This is a genomic window from Marilutibacter maris, from assembly GCF_003233695.1.
Lineage (GTDB): Bacteria > Pseudomonadota > Gammaproteobacteria > Xanthomonadales > Xanthomonadaceae > Marilutibacter > Marilutibacter maris.
This window is the reverse complement of record NZ_CP029843.1, coordinates 3,600,639-3,614,913: the sequence shown is the minus strand read 5'-3', so window position 1 is coordinate 3,614,913 and position 14,275 is coordinate 3,600,639. Positions and strand designations below refer to the sequence as shown.

The window sequence follows — 14,275 nt, the reverse complement described above, 5'->3', positions numbered from 1 at the left end:
GGGCGCTCGCAGGGTATGACCGCGCCGACGCGCTTTGGTTCCCGGCGCTGCGCCGCACGTGCCGGTTCGCGCGGCGGCGATGGTCAGCCGGCCAGCATTCCGGTCGAGGGCGGGCCGCGGCGGGCCTCGAGCCGCTTCCAGACCTTCTCGTGCAGGTGGAAGGCGACGGTGTTCAAGGCCGGCTCGACCAGGGCCAGGGCGCCGCCCACCAGCACGCTGCCGGTCATCAGATAGCCGACGCTGAAGGCGACGCTGAAATGCACTGCGGCGAAGCTGAGGGTCTTGCCCATGACGGCGGCCTTTAATGAGAATGATTCTCAATCATCACAAAGCGCGGGCCGGATGTCCAATCGAAAACCGCGTTCGGGCCGATAGCCGGGGGCTATCCCGGCCGGTGGCCGGTGCGCACTTGTGGCGGTTGCTGGAGGGCGGTCCTCAATCTATACTCTCGGGGCTCACCCGGGCGTTTTTCTCCAAATACAACCGAGTCCCGCGTGTACGATCCCTTGCAAGCAGGCCATCGCCTGGCGCGCCGCAGCGCTGCCTGGCAGGCCGGAACAACGGCGCTGTTGGCTCTGATGTTCCTGCTGCAGGGGGTTCCGCACGCCCTCTCGGCGCTGGTTGGAGGCGCGTCCATGCTGGCTGGCGGGGCGGTCGCGGCACGACTCATGGTCGGCGGCGGCGTCCAGGCCGCGGCGGGGGTGATGATCCGCTGGTTCGCCGGTGCGGTCATCAAATGGGTGTTGGTGGTCGTGGTGCTGGCGTTGGGGCTGCTGTTGTGGCGCCTGCCGCCGGTTCCGATGCTGCTGGGCGTGATTGTCAGCCTGGTCGCACAGATGCTGGCGATGAGCCGGCGCTGACCCGGCCGGCAGCTCCAAATTCATTTCACTTCAATCCAGGATTCAGGATAAATGGCGGGCGAGGCAGAACTGACTCCCACCGGGTATATCAACCACCACTTGCACAACCTGACCACGTCGGTTGGCGAGGGCGGCTTCTGGACCCTCCACCTGGATACGCTCATCACCGCGGTGCTGATGGGCCTGTTGATCGTTGTCGCATTCTGGGCCGCGACCCGCAAGGCCACCTCGGGCGTGCCGGGCAAGTGGCAGGCCTTCGTCGAGATCTGCCTGGAGTTCGTCGACAAGCAGGCGCGCGACACCTACCACGGTCCGAGCAAGCTGGTGACGCCGATCGCGATCACCCTGTTCTTCTGGATCCTGATGATGAACCTGCTGAAGATGATCCCGGCAGACTTCATCGCCAAGCCGCTCGAGCTGCTCGGCGTGCATTACTGGAAGCCGGTCCCGACCGCCGACGTCAACGCGACCCTCGGCATGTCGATCAGCGTGTTCTTCCTGATGCTGTTCTTCGCCATCCGCGCCAAGGGCTTCGGCGGCTTTACCAAGGAATTCCTGACCGCTCCGTTCGGCAAGTGGATGATGCCGTTCAACCTGATCCTGAACATCGTCGAGTGGCTGAGCAAGCCGATCTCGCTGGCGATGCGACTGTTCGGCAACATGTTCGGCGGCGAGATCGTGTTCCTGCTGATCTGGGTGCTCGGCGGCGCCGGCATCCTCGGTGCCCTCGCAGGCGGCGCGTTCGGCCTGGGCTGGATGCTGTTCCACCTGCTGGTGATCCCGCTGCAGGCATTCATCTTCATGATGCTGTCCATCGTGTACCTGAGCCTGTCGGAAGACGCGCACTGACCGCCGGCCAGACCGCAACAAACTCCAGTTTCACCCTTCCACCCTTAAGCAACACAACAAAACCCGTTCGGAGAAAACCATGGAAATTCTTGCCCACCTCGCTCAAGTCCAGGCTTCCACCGTGCTGGCCGTCGGCATCATGATCGGTCTGGCTGCGCTGGGTGCGGGTCTCGGTCTGGCGATCATGGCCGGCAAGTTCCTCGAGTCCGCCGCGCGTCAGCCGGAGCTGATCCCGGTCCTGCAGGTCCGCATGTTCATCACCGCCGGCCTGATCGACGCCGCGTTCATCATCAGCGTCGCCGTCGGCCTGCTGCTGGCCTTCGCCAACCCGCTGGCCTCCGCGCTGCTGGCCGAAGCCGCGAAGGTCGCCGGCTAAGCACCGGTTGAGCGTGTCGCACCGGGTGCCCTGCGCGGGTACCCGGTGCGGAGATGAAGGGTCGGCGCCGTCGGTGCCGTTCGCCCCATTCCATCTGGCAGAGCCTTACGTATGAGCATCAACCTGACCCTATTCGCCCAGGCGCTGGCATTTGCCGGCTTGATCTGGATCATCGCGACCAAGATCTGGCCGCCGCTGCTCAACGCCATCGAGGAGCGCCAGAAGAAGATCGCCGAGGGCCTGGCCGCCGCCGATCTGAGCCAGAAGCACCTGGCCCAGGCCCAGGAAAAGATCGACGCGGAGCTGCGTGCGGCCCGTACCAAGGCCAACGAGATCATCGAGCAGGCGCATCAGCGCGCCAATCAGATCGTCGATCAGGCCAAGAACGAGGCAATCACCGAAGCCGCCCGCCAGAAGGCGCTGGCCGAGGACGAGATCGCCGCGGCCGCCAACCGTGCCCGCGAGGACCTGCGCAAGCAGGTGTCCGCGCTGGCCGTCAGCGGTGCCGAGAAGCTGATCCGTCGCGAGATCGACGCCGCCGCCCACAAGGCGCTGCTCGACGAACTCGCGGCCGAGATCTGAGCAGGGAAGGCTGAGCGATGACCCAGGCCCTGACTCTCGCCCGACCCTACGCCCGCGCGGCGTTCCAGCTGGCCCGCGAGGCCGGCCGTGCCGCCGACTGGTCGCTGGCGCTGGCGTTCGCCGCCCGCGTCGCCGCGGACCCGCAGGCGCATGCGCTGCTGGGCCACCCCCAGCTGGGCGAGGCCGATGCCGTCGCCCTGCTGGCTCCGGACGGCGCGGACGACACCTTCAAGCGCTTCCTCGGTCTGCTGGTGAGCAACCACCGCGCCGCCCTGCTTCCGGAAGTCGCCGGTCTCTACGAGGACCTGCGCGCCGAGGCCGACCGCGTGGTCAACGCCAGGGTGACCTCCGCCAGCGAATTGCCGGTGTCCGAGCTGGAGTCGATCAAGGCCGCGCTCAAGCGCCGTTTCGGCCGCGAGGTCGAGGTCAGCACCGCGGTCGACCCGACCCTGATCGGCGGCGCGGTGATCGACGCCGGCGACGTGGTCATCGACGGCTCGCTCCGCGGCAAGCTCGCGCGCCTGCAGACGCAGCTCGCCCAGTAACCGAATTCACGTACACGCATTCACTCCGGTTTTGGCCGGATCAAGGGAACCACCCATGGCAACCACCCAGCTCAACCCGTCCGAAATCAGCGAACTGATCAAGACCCGCATCGACCAGGTCAAGCTGACCGCCGAGGCGCGCAACGAAGGCACCGTTACCTCGGTGTCCGACGGCATCGTGCGCATCTACGGTCTGGCCGACGTGATGCAGGGCGAAATGATCGAACTGCCAGGCAACACCTACGCGCTGGCGCTGAACCTGGAGCGCGACTCCGTCGGCGCGGTGGTCCTGGGTGACTACGAGCACCTGCGCGAGGGCGACGTCGCCAAGACCACCGGCCGCATCCTCGAGGTGCCGGTCGGCCGCGAACTGCTCGGCCGCGTGGTCAACGCGCTGGGCGAGCCGATCGACGGCAAGGGTCCGATCAACGCCGCGCAGACCGCGCCGGTGGAGCGCGTCGCGCCGGGCGTGATCTGGCGCAAGTCGGTCGACCAGCCGGTCCAGACCGGTTACAAGTCGGTCGACTCGATGATCCCGATCGGCCGCGGCCAGCGCGAGCTGGTCATCGGCGACCGCCAGACCGGCAAGACCGCGCTGGCGATCGACGCGATCATCAATCAGAAGGACACCGGCATCAAGTGCATCTACGTCGCGATCGGCCAGAAGGCCAGCTCGGTCGCGAACGTGGTGCGCAAGCTGGAAGAGAACGGCGCGCTGGCGCACACCATCGTGGTCGCCGCGACCGCTTCCGAGTCGGCCGCGATGCAGTACATCTCCGCCTACTCCGGCTGCACCATGGGCGAGTTCTTCATGGACCGCGGCGAAGACGCGCTGATCGTGTACGACGATCTGTCCAAGCAGGCCGTCGCCTACCGCCAGATCTCGCTGCTGCTGAAGCGTCCGCCGGGCCGCGAGGCCTACCCGGGCGACGTGTTCTACCTGCACAGCCGCCTGCTCGAGCGCGCCGCCCGCGTCTCCGCCGACTACGTCGAGAAGTTCACCAACGGCGAGGTCAAGGGCCAGACCGGTTCGCTGACCGCGCTGCCGATCATCGAGACCCAGGCCGGCGACGTCTCCGCGTTCGTGCCGACCAACGTGATCTCGATCACCGACGGCCAGATCTTCCTGGAGACCGACCTGTTCAACGCCGGCATCCGCCCGGCCGTGAACGCCGGCATCTCGGTGTCGCGCGTCGGTGGCGCGGCCCAGACCAAGATCATCAAGAAGCTGTCGGGCGGCATCCGCATCTCGCTCGCCCAGTACCGTGAGCTGGCCGCGTTCGCGCAGTTCGCCTCGGACCTGGACGAAGCCACCCGCAAGCAGCTCGAGCGCGGCCAGCGCGTCACCGAGCTGATGAAGCAGCGCCAGTACGCGCCGATGTCCATCGCGATGCAGGCGCTGTCGATCTACGCCGTCAACGAGGGCTACCTGGACGACGTTCCGGTCAACAAGATCGGCGCCTTCGAGGACGGTCTGCACGCCCACTTCGTCAACACCAAGGGCGAGCTGGTCGATCAGGTCAACTCGACCGGCGGCTGGAACGACGACATCGAGGGCGCCTTCAAGAAGGGCATCGAAGAGTTCAAGTCGACCGGTACCTGGTAACAGGCGCAGGACACAACGGACGGCCCGCGGCGCGGGCCCGGCCCCAGCAGCGACAACAGCGAGCGATACATGGCAGGCGGACGCGAAATCAAATCCAAGATCAAGAGCGTGCAGAACACCCGCAAGGTGACGCGCGCGCTCGAGATGGTCTCGGCTTCCAAGATCCGGAAGGCGCAAGACCGGATGCGCGCCTCGCGGCCGTACGCGCGGGTGATGAAGCAGGTGATCGGTCATCTGGCGCAGGCCAATACCGATTATCAGCATCCGTTCCTGCAGGAGCGCGAGCAGATCAAGCGGGTCGGCTACATCATCGTCTCCTCCGATCGCGGCCTGGCCGGCGGCCTGAACAACAACATGTTCCGCAAGCTGCTGGCCGAGTTCCGCGGCTGGCAGGAGAAGGGCGTCGAGATCGACGTGGTGACGATCGGCCAGAAGGCTTCGGTCTACTTCCGCCGCCTCAAGGTCAACATGGTCGGCTCGGTGACCCATCTGGGCGACACCCCCAAGCTCGAGCAGATCGTCGGCGTGGTCAAGGTGATGCTGGATGGCTACAGCGACGGCAACCTCGATCGCGTGTTCGTCTGCTACAACGACTTCGTCAACACCATGACCCAGCGGGCGACCTTCGACCAGCTGCTGCCGCTGCCGAAGTCGGAAGAGCAGGTCGCCAAGCACGACTGGGACTACATCTACGAGCCCGGCCCGCAGGATGTGCTGGACATGGTGCTGACCCGCTACGTCGAGTCGCTGGTGTACCAGGCGGTGCTGGAGAACGTGGCTTCCGAGCACGCCGCGCGCATGGTCGCGATGAAGGCGGCTTCGGACAACGCCAGCAAGCTGATCGACACCCTGCAGCTGGTCTACAACAAGGCCCGCCAGGCGGCGATCACCCAGGAAATCTCCGAGATCGTCGGTGGCGCCGCCGCTGTTTGACGAAACCCCATGTGGGAGCGGCGTGTGCCGCGGCCTGCAAACCACCAAGCGGTCGCGGCTGACGCCGCTCTTACAACAAGATTTGAGAGTTCAGAGGAAACAACCATGAGCCAGGGCAAGATCGTTCAGATCATCGGTGCCGTCGTCGACGTCGAGTTCCCGCGCGCCGAAGTACCGAAGGTGTACGACGCGCTGAAGGTCGAGAACACCGCCATCACGCTGGAAGTCCAGCAGCAGCTCGGTGACGGCGTTGTCCGCACGATCGCCCTCGGTTCGACCGACGGCCTGAAGCGCAACCTGGTCGCCACCAACACCGGTCGCGCGATCTCGGTCCCGGTCGGCGCCGGCACCCTGGGCCGCATCATGGACGTGCTCGGCAACCCGATCGACGAGGCCGGTCCGGTCGAGGCCAGCGATGCCTGGGAAATCCACCGCAGCGCCCCGAGCTTCGACGAGCAGGCTTCGGCCACCGAGCTGCTGGAAACCGGCATCAAGGTCATCGACCTGATGTGCCCGTTCGCGAAGGGCGGCAAGGTCGGCCTGTTCGGCGGCGCCGGCGTCGGCAAGACCGTCAACATGATGGAGCTGATCAACAACATCGCCAAGGCGCACTCGGGCCTGTCCGTGTTCGCCGGCGTGGGCGAGCGTACCCGCGAGGGCAACGACTTCTACCACGAGATGATCGAGTCGGGCGTCGTCAACCAGGACAATCCGAAGGAGTCCAAGGTGGCGATGGTCTACGGCCAGATGAACGAGCCGCCGGGCAACCGCCTGCGCGTGGCGCTGACCGGCCTGACCATGGCCGAGTACTTCCGCGACGAGAAGGACGCCAGCGGCAAGGGCAAGGACGTGCTGCTGTTCGTCGACAACATCTACCGCTACACCCTGGCCGGTACCGAAGTGTCGGCGCTGCTGGGCCGCATGCCGTCGGCGGTGGGCTACCAGCCGACCCTGGCCGAGGAAATGGGCGTCCTGCAGGAGCGCATCACCTCGACCAAGACCGGTTCGATCACCTCGATCCAGGCCGTGTACGTGCCCGCGGACGATCTGACCGATCCGTCGCCGGCGACCACCTTCGCCCACCTGGATTCGACCGTGACCCTGTCGCGTTCGATCGCCTCGCTGGGCATCTATCCGGCGGTGGATCCGCTGGATTCGACCAGCCGCCAGATGGACCCCAACGTCATCGGTCACGAGCATTACGACACCGCCCAGCGCGTCCAGCAGACCCTGCAGAAGTACAAGGAACTGAAGGACATCATCGCGATCCTGGGCATGGACGAGCTGTCGGAAGAGGACAAGCAGGCCGTGTCGCGCGCACGCAAGATCGAGCGCTTCTTCAGCCAGCCGTTCCACGTCGCCGAGGTGTTCACCGGCTCGCCGGGCAAGTACGTGTCGCTGAAGGACACCATCCGCGGCTTCAAGGGCATCGTCGATGGCGAGTACGACCACCTGCCGGAGCAGGCGTTCTACATGGTCGGTACCATCGAGGACGCGGTCGAGAAGGGCAACAAGATGATCGAGAAGGCCTGACCGGTTTTCTCTCCCGTCCGCGGGAGAGAACCAGGGTGAAGGCATCGCTGCCCGCACCCTCACTCCTGCCCTCTCTCGTCTGCGAGAGAGGGGGAATCGGAAGAGAAGCGAGTTATGAGTACCACGATCCGTTGCGACATCGTCAGCGCCGAGAGCGAGATCTTCCACGGTGAGGCCGAGCTGGTCGTCGCCACCGGCGAGATGGGCGAGCTGGGCATCGCACCCAAGCACGCGCCGCTGATCACCCGGCTCAAGCCCGGCAAGGTCGTGGTGACCCTGCCAGGCGGCGAGAAGCTCGACTTCGCGATTTCCGGCGGTCTGCTGGAGGTGCAGCCGCAGGTGGTGACCGTGCTGGCCGACACCGCGATCCGCGCCGAGGACATCGACGAGGCCGCGGTGCGTTCGGCGAAGGAAGAGGCCGAGCGCATCCTCGCCCATCGCGGCGAGCAGATGGAGATCGCCGAGGCCCAGGCCAAGCTCGCCGAGGCGATGGCGCAGCTGCAGGCGCTGGAGCGTCTGCGCCGCAACATGAAGCACTGACGGCGGGCGGCGTCAGCCGCCTGTCCGAGCGAAAGACGCCGGCCCCGTGCCGGCGTTTTTTGTGCCCGAGCGTCCGACAATGGGAGGGCGACGCGGCGCTAGCGGCGATAGACCCAGTGGCGCGAGACCACGAATCCGACCATTGCGAGCAGGGCCTCGACCGGCAGCTTGGCAATCCAGGCCCATTTGAGCCCCAGTTGGGCGTCGATCGTGGTCATCGCGGCGGTGCTGACCGCGGTCGTGCACAGCCACATGGCGATGAACCGGCCGAGCTGGCGACCGCCGACCCGGGTATCGTCGCCGGCGAAGGTGATCCGGCCGTTCAACCAGAATCCCAGCAGCGCGCCGCTGACGCGTCCGCCGATGTTGGCGGCGACCATGGGGACGCCGGCATGGCTGAGCATGACCATCACCGCCCAGTCGACCAGCCACTGGATGCCGCCGATGATCAGGTAGTGCCGCGACTGCCTGAAGAGGGTCATGGCGCGGATCGGATCCGCCAGGCGCGGGTTTGCCGGGCGCAGGGTCCATCGGACCGGCGCGGCAGCGCTACCGGACGGTGTCGGGCGGACGGGATGAAGACCGGCATCGCGGGAGCATAGCAGGGCGACGATCGCTAGAATGCAGGGTCCGATATCGAGTTGCGAAAACGCCGGAGCCCGCATGAGCGCACCCCTGCACGTCGTCATCCTCGCCGCCGGCGAGGGCAAGCGCATGAAGTCCGCGGTGCCGAAGGTGCTGCAGAAGATCGCCGGAAGGCCGATGCTGGGGCACGTGATCGATACCGCGCGCGCGCTGGCGCCGGCCGGCATCCACGTCGTCTACGGCCATGGCGGCGAACAGGTGCGCGCGGCCTTCGCCGACGATGGCGAGCTGTCGTGGAGCGAGCAGAGCGAGCGCCTGGGCACCGGTCACGCGGTGCAGCAGGCGATGCCGGACGTGCCGCAGGACGCGCGGGTGCTGGTGCTGTACGGCGACGTGCCGCTGATCGCCGCCGACACCCTGCGGCGGCTGCTGGACGCGCCGGGGCGGGTCGCGGTGCTGGTCGCCGATCTCGACGATCCGACAGGCTACGGCCGCATCGTCCGCAATGCCGAGGGCAACGTCGCCCGCATCGTCGAGCACAAGGACGCCGACGACGAGCAGCGCGAGATCCGCACCGTCAACACCGGCATCCTGGTCGCCGACGGCGAGCCGCTGCGGCGCTGGCTCGACCGCCTGGACAACGACAACGTCCAGGGCGAGTACTACCTGACCGACGTGTTCACCTCCGCGGCGGCGGAGTTCAACGCCGCCGAGATGGTGCATGTCGCGACCCCGGTCGAGGTCGAGGGCGCCAACGATCCCTGGCAGCTGGCCCAGCTCGAGCGCGCGTTCCAGTTGCGCGCGGCGCGTGCGCTGTGCGTCGCCGGCGCGCGCCTGGCCGATCCGGTGCGCTGCGACATCCGCGGCGAGGTCAGCGTCGGGCGCGACGTCGAGATCGATGTCGACGTGGTGTTCGAGGGCCGGGTCGAGCTGGCCGACGGCGTCCGGATCGGTCCGTTCTGCCGGCTCAAGGACGTGCGCCTCGGACCGGGCACCCAGGTCCACGCGCACTGCGACCTGGAGGGAGCGGTGGTCGAGGGCGCGGCGGCGATCGGGCCGTATGCGCGCCTGCGTCCGGGCACCGTGCTGGCCGACGGCGCGCGTATCGGCAACTTCGTCGAGACCAAGAACGCACGCCTGGGCGTCGGCAGCAAGGCCAATCATCTCAGCTACCTCGGCGATGCCGACATCGGCGCCGGAGTCAACGTCGGCGCCGGCACCATCACCTGCAACTACGACGGGGTGAACAAGTCGAAGACGGTGATCGGCGATGGCGCCTTCATCGGCTCCAACAGTTCGCTGGTCGCGCCGGTCACGATCGGCGCCCGGGCCACCATCGCCGCCGGCTCGGTGATTACCCGGCCGGCGCCGGAGGGTCAGTTGACCGTTGCGCGGGCCCGGCAGAGTGTCGTCGAGGGCTGGCAGCGGCCGGTGAGGCGGGCACGCCAGGACCAGGAATGACCGCACTGGCGCGGCCGTCTCCGCCGCGCGACTCCGCCTTCCCCGCGTTGCCGCCGGGCGGGTCCGCGGTGTGGGGCGGGCACGATGGCGCGCCGATCTCGCACGCCCCCCCATCGCAAGGCGGGACGACCGGGGCACATCGACGCTTGGCCATGAGCGCGATGGTCCTGGGGACGTTGCTGCTGTGCGCGCTGCCGGGCAGCGTGCAGGCGGCATTCCGTCTGTACCTGTCGGCCGACGGCGACGATGCCCGCGACGGCAGGCGCGCGGCGACCGCGATCCGGACGCTGTCCCGTGCCGACCGCCTGCTGCACCGCTACTCGCCGAAGGAAGAGGTCGAGATACTGATCGCGCCCGGCCTCTATCTCGACCAGCAGGTCCGCTGGACCTATCTCAACGGCTGTCGGATCAGCTTCATGCCGATGCCGGACGCATCCGGGCGCGCGGTGTTCGACGGGCGCGGCGATGGCACCTGGTTCCAGCTCAGAAGCGGCTCCGGCGCATCCAAACTGCGCTTCCGCGGTCTGACGGTGACCCGCTACTGGTTGGGGATCGACCTCGTCGGAGACCGCGACGACCCCGGGCGGTGGAATGCGGACAACGAGCTCGACGGCATGCACTTCCTGCGGATCGGCAACAAATACCCTCCCACGGGCGGGCGCTACTCGTATGCCGCGGTACGGCTGGTCAACTCGCGATCGAACCTGATCGTCGGCAACGTGTTCGAGAAGATCGAGAACGTCGAGGCCCGGTCCGGCTACGTGCACGCGATCTACGCCGCGCACCACTCGCGGTGGAACCGGATCGAGAACAACGCCTTCATCGATGTCAGTGGCGATGCGATCCGCACCCGCGATGCCTCGAACGGCAACCGGATCATTGGCAACAGCTTTGTGCGCGCCGGCAAGTACGCCGCCTATTCGGACTGGTTCTGCACCCGCAACTGCGGTCTGTTCCGCCACGAGTGCCCTTCGGTTTCCAATGTCTTCCGCGACAACCGCGTCCAGGACGGCTACCACGGGGCGCTGGCGGCGACCCGGGCGTTCGGGCCGGACGATGCCTGCGGCGCACCCGGACAGGCGAGGATCATCGAGGTGCGCTCGCCGTAACCGCCCCGATACGGGAGGCCCGGCGGAGATGCTCAGCCGCGCGCATCGTGCGTGCTGGAAAAATACAGCGATACGCACAGCCCACCGTCCTCGCGGTTGAGCAGGGCGATGCGGCCGCCATGGGCCTCGGCGATCTCGCGCGCCAGGGCCAGGCCGAGGCCGGTGCCGTTGCGCTTGGTCGAATAGAACGGCAGCAGCGCGTTGGCCAGCACCGCCTCGTTCATGCCGCTGCCGCGATCGAGCACGTCGACGCGCCAGGCGTCGGGCAGGCGCCGCAGGGACAGCCTCACGTCCTCCGGCGCGGAGCCGGATTCGTGCGCGTTCTTGAGCAGGTTGAGCAGGCACTGTTCGAGCTGGGCGGCATCGACGCTGATTCCGCCTTCGTCCGGCACACCCTCGGCCTGGAACGGCACCTGGGCCTGCAACTGGGCAACGAAGCGCCGCCACTCGATCGGCTGCAGGCGCGGTGCCGGCAGCTTGGCGAAGCGCGCGTAGTCGCGGATGAACCCTTCCAGGTGGCGTGCGCGCTCCTCGATCGTCGCCAGCGCCTGCGGTACCCGTTCGGTCTGGCCGCGCCGCAGCAGCTCGGCGCCGGAGTGCGCCAGCGACGCGATCGGCGCCAGCGAGTTGTTGAGCTCGTGGCTGATCACCCGGATCACCTTCTTCCAGGTCTGCACCTCCTGTCGGCGCAGTTCCGCGGTCAGCAGCCGCAGCATCACCAGTTCGTGGCGGCGTCCGTTGAGACGGAAGTGGCGCCGCGACAGATGGTAGATGTCCTCATTGTCCTCGTCGCCGACGGTGAACATGCCGTCGCCGCCGCGGGCCAGCGCCTCTCGCAGCGCCTCGGGCGCGCTGTCGACGATCGTGTCGAAGGCGTGGCCTTCGAGCCGGCGGCCATCGCCAAGCATCTTGCGGGCGGCCAGATTGCCGTGGACGACGCGTCCGCTGGGATCGACCAACAGCATCGCGACCGGTGTGTTCTGGACCATGGTGTCGAGCAACAGTTCGCGCTGGACCAGCGCGTTGCGTTGCTCGCGCAGGGCGGCGCCGAGACGGTTGTGGGTTTCGACCAGCTCGCCCAGTTCGCCCTTGCCCTTCCAGTTCAGCCCGAAGCTGTAGTCGCCGTCGCGGTAGCTGGCCACGGTGCCGCTGAGCGCGCGGAACAGCGAGCGCATCGGCGCGAATGCGCGGCGCACGTGATAGATCAGCAATGGCACCGGCAGCACGGTGGCCAGCGCCACCGCCATCCAGGTGTGCGGCAGCAGCCGCGACAGGCCCGCCGTCAGCAAGGCCGTCGACAACATGTAGGCCACGGCGATGCCGGTGTAGATCAGGCTCAGCGGCAGACGGCGCCAGTCGAACATGCTCAGTCCCGCTTGATGCCCAGGCGCTCGAGCCGGCGATACAACGCCTGCCGCGACAGCCCCAGGTCGCTGGCGGTCTGTGCCATCACGCCGTCGTTGCGTTCCAGCGCCGCCTCGATCGCGGCGCGATCGGGTTCGTCGCCGGAGGCGCCGCTGTTCGACGAGGCCGCGGCCGGGGGCGGCGGCAGGCCCAGGTCGGCGGCGGCCACGGTCTCGCCGCGGGCGAGCAGGGCGCCACGCTGGAGCGTGTTGCGCAGCTCGCGGACGTTGCCCGGCCAGGCGTGCGCGAGCAGCGCGCGCTCGGCGTCGGCCGACAGCGAGCGGCCGTCGGGAAGGAAGTGCCGGGCCAGCGGCAGGATGTCGTCGCCGCGCTCGGCCAGCGCCGGCACCTTCACCTCGATCGCGTTGAGGCGGTAGTACAGGTCCTCGCGGAACTGGCCGTCGCGGATCATCGCCGCCAGGTCGGCATTGGTCGCGCTGACCACGCGGACCTTGACGCTGCGCTCGCGGTTGCTGCCCAGGCGCTCGAAGCGCCCGGTTTCCAGCACCCGCAGCAGCTTGACCTGTCCGGCGGGGGGCAGGGTGCCGATCTCGTCCAGGAACAGGGTGCCGCCGTCGGCGGCCTCGAACTTGCCTTCGCGCGCCCGGCTGGCACCGGTGTAGGCACCGGCATCGGCGCCGAACAGCTCGGCCTCGATCAGTTCGCCGGGAATCGCGCCGCAATTGAGGGCGACGAACGGGCCGTCCTTGACCAGGGAGTTGGCGTGGACGATCTGCGCGTACTTTTCCTTGCCGGCGCCGTTCGGACCGGTGATCAGGATCGGCAGGTCGGAGCGCGCGACCTGGCAGGCCAGGGAAATCGCGCGTTCGCTGGCCGCGTCCGCATAGACGATGCCGCGCAGGTCGTATTCGGCCAGCGCGTCGCGCCGGCGCTTCTCGCTGCGTCGGTGGCGGGCCAGCTCGCGCCGCGTCTCCGACAGCTCCAGCAGGTTGTTGACCGTCGCCAGCAGCTTCTGGTCGTCCCAGGGCTTGCCCAGATAGTCGGCGGCGCCGGCGCGCACCAGCTCGACCGCGGACTCGAGGTGGGTCCAGGCGGTCAGCAGGATCACCGGCAGATCGGGATGGCGTTCGCGGATCGCGTGGAACAGCGCCACGCCCTCGTCGCCGGAGGTGGTGTCGGCGTGGAAATTCATGTCCTGCACGACCAGGTCGATCGCGTGCGACTGCAGCATCGCCAGGCCCTCGTCGGGGTCGCCCGCCGAGACGGCTTCGATGTCGTGCAGCGAGAACAGCGTTTCCAGCGCCGTGGCGACGGCGGGGTTGTCGTCGATGACGAGAACGGTGGGCATGGGGCAGGCGGGTCCATCGGGGCCCTGCGTCCATCGACGCGGGCGGGCTGGCCAGGTGGCGCGGGACGAGCGACTCAGTTGCCGGAGGCGTGGCCGGGAGCCTGGTGATCGTAGCTCAGAACTTCCTTGAGCAGCCAGCGGCCGTCCTCGCGGACATAGACGTGGGTGAAGTGCGCCGAACTGGTCGGGGTGTCGGGCTTGCCCGGTTCGCGCATGTGGAAATGGTGGACGCCGCTGTGGATCGCCGCGTAGAGGACGCCGTCGTCGTAGAGCGGAAACGCGGCCAGGCTGTCGGGGTCGACCTTGCGGATCGGCTTGTGCGCGGGATCGGCGCAGATGTACCGGCGGGTGTTGTCGAGGAAGGCGTCGTAGTCCTGGAAGCCGCCCTGGTCGTGATAGAAGCGCAGCTGCGGATGCACGGCATCGGCCAGGTAATCGAGATCGCAGCGGTTGAAGCCGCGTTCGAAGAACTCGGCGTCGTGGGCCTTCAGGCTCCGGTAGAGGTCCTCGCCGCCCGCGTCCTGCGCCTGGGCGGCGCAGGCGCAGGACGCGAGCAGGACGATTGCGGGAATGCGATGCATGC

16 protein-coding genes are annotated in these 14,275 nt (G+C 67.8%); 11 read left to right on the top strand and 5 right to left on the bottom strand.

Annotated features, from left to right (window positions below; genetic code table 11):
• Positions 1 to 83 precede the first annotated feature (83 nt).
• Positions 84 to 290, bottom strand: a complete 207-nt coding sequence (locus tag C9I47_RS15600) for a DUF2061 domain-containing protein (RefSeq protein ID WP_111267580.1) — start codon at positions 288 to 290, stop codon at positions 84 to 86.
• A 204-nt stretch (positions 291 to 494) separates the two neighbouring features.
• Here C9I47_RS15600 and C9I47_RS15595 point away from each other — a divergent pair, with 204 nt between their 5' ends.
• From C9I47_RS15595 to C9I47_RS15555, 9 genes are all read left to right on the top strand, one after another.
• Positions 495 to 860 carry an ATP synthase subunit I gene (locus C9I47_RS15595; protein ID WP_223250180.1) on the top strand — a complete coding sequence of 122 codons (366 nt, stop codon included), beginning with the start codon at positions 495 to 497 and terminating at the stop codon, positions 858 to 860.
• A gap of 51 nt (positions 861 to 911) precedes the next feature.
• Positions 912 to 1,709, top strand: coding sequence for a F0F1 ATP synthase subunit A (gene atpB, locus C9I47_RS15590; RefSeq protein WP_111267578.1), 798 nt, complete (start codon positions 912 to 914; stop codon positions 1,707 to 1,709).
• A 79-nt stretch (positions 1,710 to 1,788) separates the two neighbouring features.
• Complete coding sequence (atpE, locus tag C9I47_RS15585) at positions 1,789 to 2,085, top strand: F0F1 ATP synthase subunit C (protein ID WP_111267577.1); 297 nt, start codon at positions 1,789 to 1,791, stop codon at positions 2,083 to 2,085.
• Between the two features lie 111 nt (positions 2,086 to 2,196).
• The gene (locus tag C9I47_RS15580) at positions 2,197 to 2,667 is read left to right on the top strand and encodes a F0F1 ATP synthase subunit B (RefSeq protein ID WP_111267576.1); all 471 of its coding nucleotides are present in this window, start codon (positions 2,197 to 2,199) and stop codon (positions 2,665 to 2,667) included.
• Positions 2,668 to 2,684: 17 nt separating this feature from the next.
• Entirely contained in the window at positions 2,685 to 3,212 is a 528-nt protein-coding gene (locus tag C9I47_RS15575) for a F0F1 ATP synthase subunit delta (protein ID WP_111267575.1), read from the top strand.
• Positions 3,213 to 3,267: 55 nt separating this feature from the next.
• The gene (gene atpA, locus C9I47_RS15570; RefSeq protein WP_111267574.1) at positions 3,268 to 4,818 is read left to right on the top strand and encodes a F0F1 ATP synthase subunit alpha; all 1,551 of its coding nucleotides are present in this window, start codon (positions 3,268 to 3,270) and stop codon (positions 4,816 to 4,818) included.
• A gap of 69 nt (positions 4,819 to 4,887) precedes the next feature.
• On the top strand, positions 4,888 to 5,751 hold the full coding sequence (gene atpG, locus C9I47_RS15565) for a F0F1 ATP synthase subunit gamma (RefSeq protein ID WP_111267573.1): 864 nt from the start codon (positions 4,888 to 4,890) through the stop codon (positions 5,749 to 5,751).
• 105 nt (positions 5,752 to 5,856) lie between these two features.
• Entirely contained in the window at positions 5,857 to 7,284 is a 1,428-nt protein-coding gene (gene atpD / locus C9I47_RS15560) for a F0F1 ATP synthase subunit beta (protein WP_111267572.1), read from the top strand.
• 114 nt (positions 7,285 to 7,398) lie between these two features.
• Entirely contained in the window at positions 7,399 to 7,824 is a 426-nt protein-coding gene (locus tag C9I47_RS15555) for a F0F1 ATP synthase subunit epsilon (protein ID WP_111267571.1), read from the top strand.
• Between the two features lie 98 nt (positions 7,825 to 7,922).
• On the opposite strand, the gene C9I47_RS15550 is transcribed toward C9I47_RS15555, so the two are convergent.
• Positions 7,923 to 8,306: a GtrA family protein gene (locus C9I47_RS15550; protein ID WP_111267570.1), complete on the bottom strand. Its 384-nt coding sequence runs from the start codon at positions 8,304 to 8,306 to the stop codon at positions 7,923 to 7,925.
• A 181-nt stretch (positions 8,307 to 8,487) separates the two neighbouring features.
• Here C9I47_RS15550 and glmU point away from each other — a divergent pair, with 181 nt between their 5' ends.
• The gene (gene glmU, locus C9I47_RS15545) at positions 8,488 to 9,870 is read left to right on the top strand and encodes a bifunctional UDP-N-acetylglucosamine diphosphorylase/glucosamine-1-phosphate N-acetyltransferase GlmU (RefSeq protein WP_111267569.1); all 1,383 of its coding nucleotides are present in this window, start codon (positions 8,488 to 8,490) and stop codon (positions 9,868 to 9,870) included.
• A gap of 152 nt (positions 9,871 to 10,022) precedes the next feature.
• Positions 10,023 to 10,979 (top strand): right-handed parallel beta-helix repeat-containing protein, encoded by a 957-nt coding sequence (locus tag C9I47_RS15540; RefSeq protein WP_111267568.1) that lies wholly within the window; start codon positions 10,023 to 10,025, stop codon positions 10,977 to 10,979.
• Between the two features lie 32 nt (positions 10,980 to 11,011).
• On the opposite strand, the gene C9I47_RS15535 is transcribed toward C9I47_RS15540, so the two are convergent.
• From C9I47_RS15535 to C9I47_RS15525, 3 genes are all read right to left on the bottom strand, one after another.
• A complete protein-coding gene (locus C9I47_RS15535; protein ID WP_111268183.1) occupies positions 11,012 to 12,283 on the bottom strand; it encodes a sensor histidine kinase in 1,272 nt (423 codons plus the stop codon).
• A gap of 62 nt (positions 12,284 to 12,345) precedes the next feature.
• Entirely contained in the window at positions 12,346 to 13,692 is a 1,347-nt protein-coding gene (locus tag C9I47_RS15530; RefSeq protein WP_111267567.1) for a sigma-54-dependent transcriptional regulator, read from the bottom strand.
• Between the two features lie 74 nt (positions 13,693 to 13,766).
• Positions 13,767 to 14,273: a nuclear transport factor 2 family protein gene (locus C9I47_RS15525; RefSeq protein ID WP_190238531.1), complete on the bottom strand. Its 507-nt coding sequence runs from the start codon at positions 14,271 to 14,273 to the stop codon at positions 13,767 to 13,769.
• Positions 14,274 to 14,275 lie beyond the last annotated feature (2 nt).

Bases quoted from the DNA above. Each gene is read 5' to 3' on its own strand.
- atpB (WP_111267578.1), top strand. From the start codon at position 912: ATGGCGGGCGAGGCAGAACTGACTCCCACCGGGTATATCAACCACCAC.
- C9I47_RS15580 (WP_111267576.1), top strand. From the start codon at position 2,197: ATGAGCATCAACCTGACCCTATTCGCCCAGGCGCTGGCATTTGCCGGC.
- C9I47_RS15525 (WP_190238531.1), bottom strand. From the start codon at position 14,273: ATGCATCGCATTCCCGCAATCGTCCTGCTCGCGTCCTGCGCCTGCGCC.
- atpD (WP_111267572.1), top strand. From the start codon at position 5,857: ATGAGCCAGGGCAAGATCGTTCAGATCATCGGTGCCGTCGTCGACGTC.
- atpE (WP_111267577.1), top strand. From the start codon at position 1,789: ATGGAAATTCTTGCCCACCTCGCTCAAGTCCAGGCTTCCACCGTGCTG.
- C9I47_RS15530 (WP_111267567.1), bottom strand. From the start codon at position 13,692: ATGCCCACCGTTCTCGTCATCGACGACAACCCCGCCGTCGCCACGGCG.
- C9I47_RS15535 (WP_111268183.1), bottom strand. From the start codon at position 12,283: ATGTTGTCGACGGCCTTGCTGACGGCGGGCCTGTCGCGGCTGCTGCCG.
- C9I47_RS15540 (WP_111267568.1), top strand. From the start codon at position 10,023: ATGAGCGCGATGGTCCTGGGGACGTTGCTGCTGTGCGCGCTGCCGGGC.
- glmU (WP_111267569.1), top strand. From the start codon at position 8,488: ATGAGCGCACCCCTGCACGTCGTCATCCTCGCCGCCGGCGAGGGCAAG.
- C9I47_RS15555 (WP_111267571.1), top strand. From the start codon at position 7,399: ATGAGTACCACGATCCGTTGCGACATCGTCAGCGCCGAGAGCGAGATC.
- C9I47_RS15575 (WP_111267575.1), top strand. From the start codon at position 2,685: ATGACCCAGGCCCTGACTCTCGCCCGACCCTACGCCCGCGCGGCGTTC.
- atpA (WP_111267574.1), top strand. From the start codon at position 3,268: ATGGCAACCACCCAGCTCAACCCGTCCGAAATCAGCGAACTGATCAAG.
- C9I47_RS15600 (WP_111267580.1), bottom strand. From the start codon at position 290: ATGGGCAAGACCCTCAGCTTCGCCGCAGTGCATTTCAGCGTCGCCTTC.
- C9I47_RS15550 (WP_111267570.1), bottom strand. From the start codon at position 8,306: ATGACCCTCTTCAGGCAGTCGCGGCACTACCTGATCATCGGCGGCATC.
- atpG (WP_111267573.1), top strand. From the start codon at position 4,888: ATGGCAGGCGGACGCGAAATCAAATCCAAGATCAAGAGCGTGCAGAAC.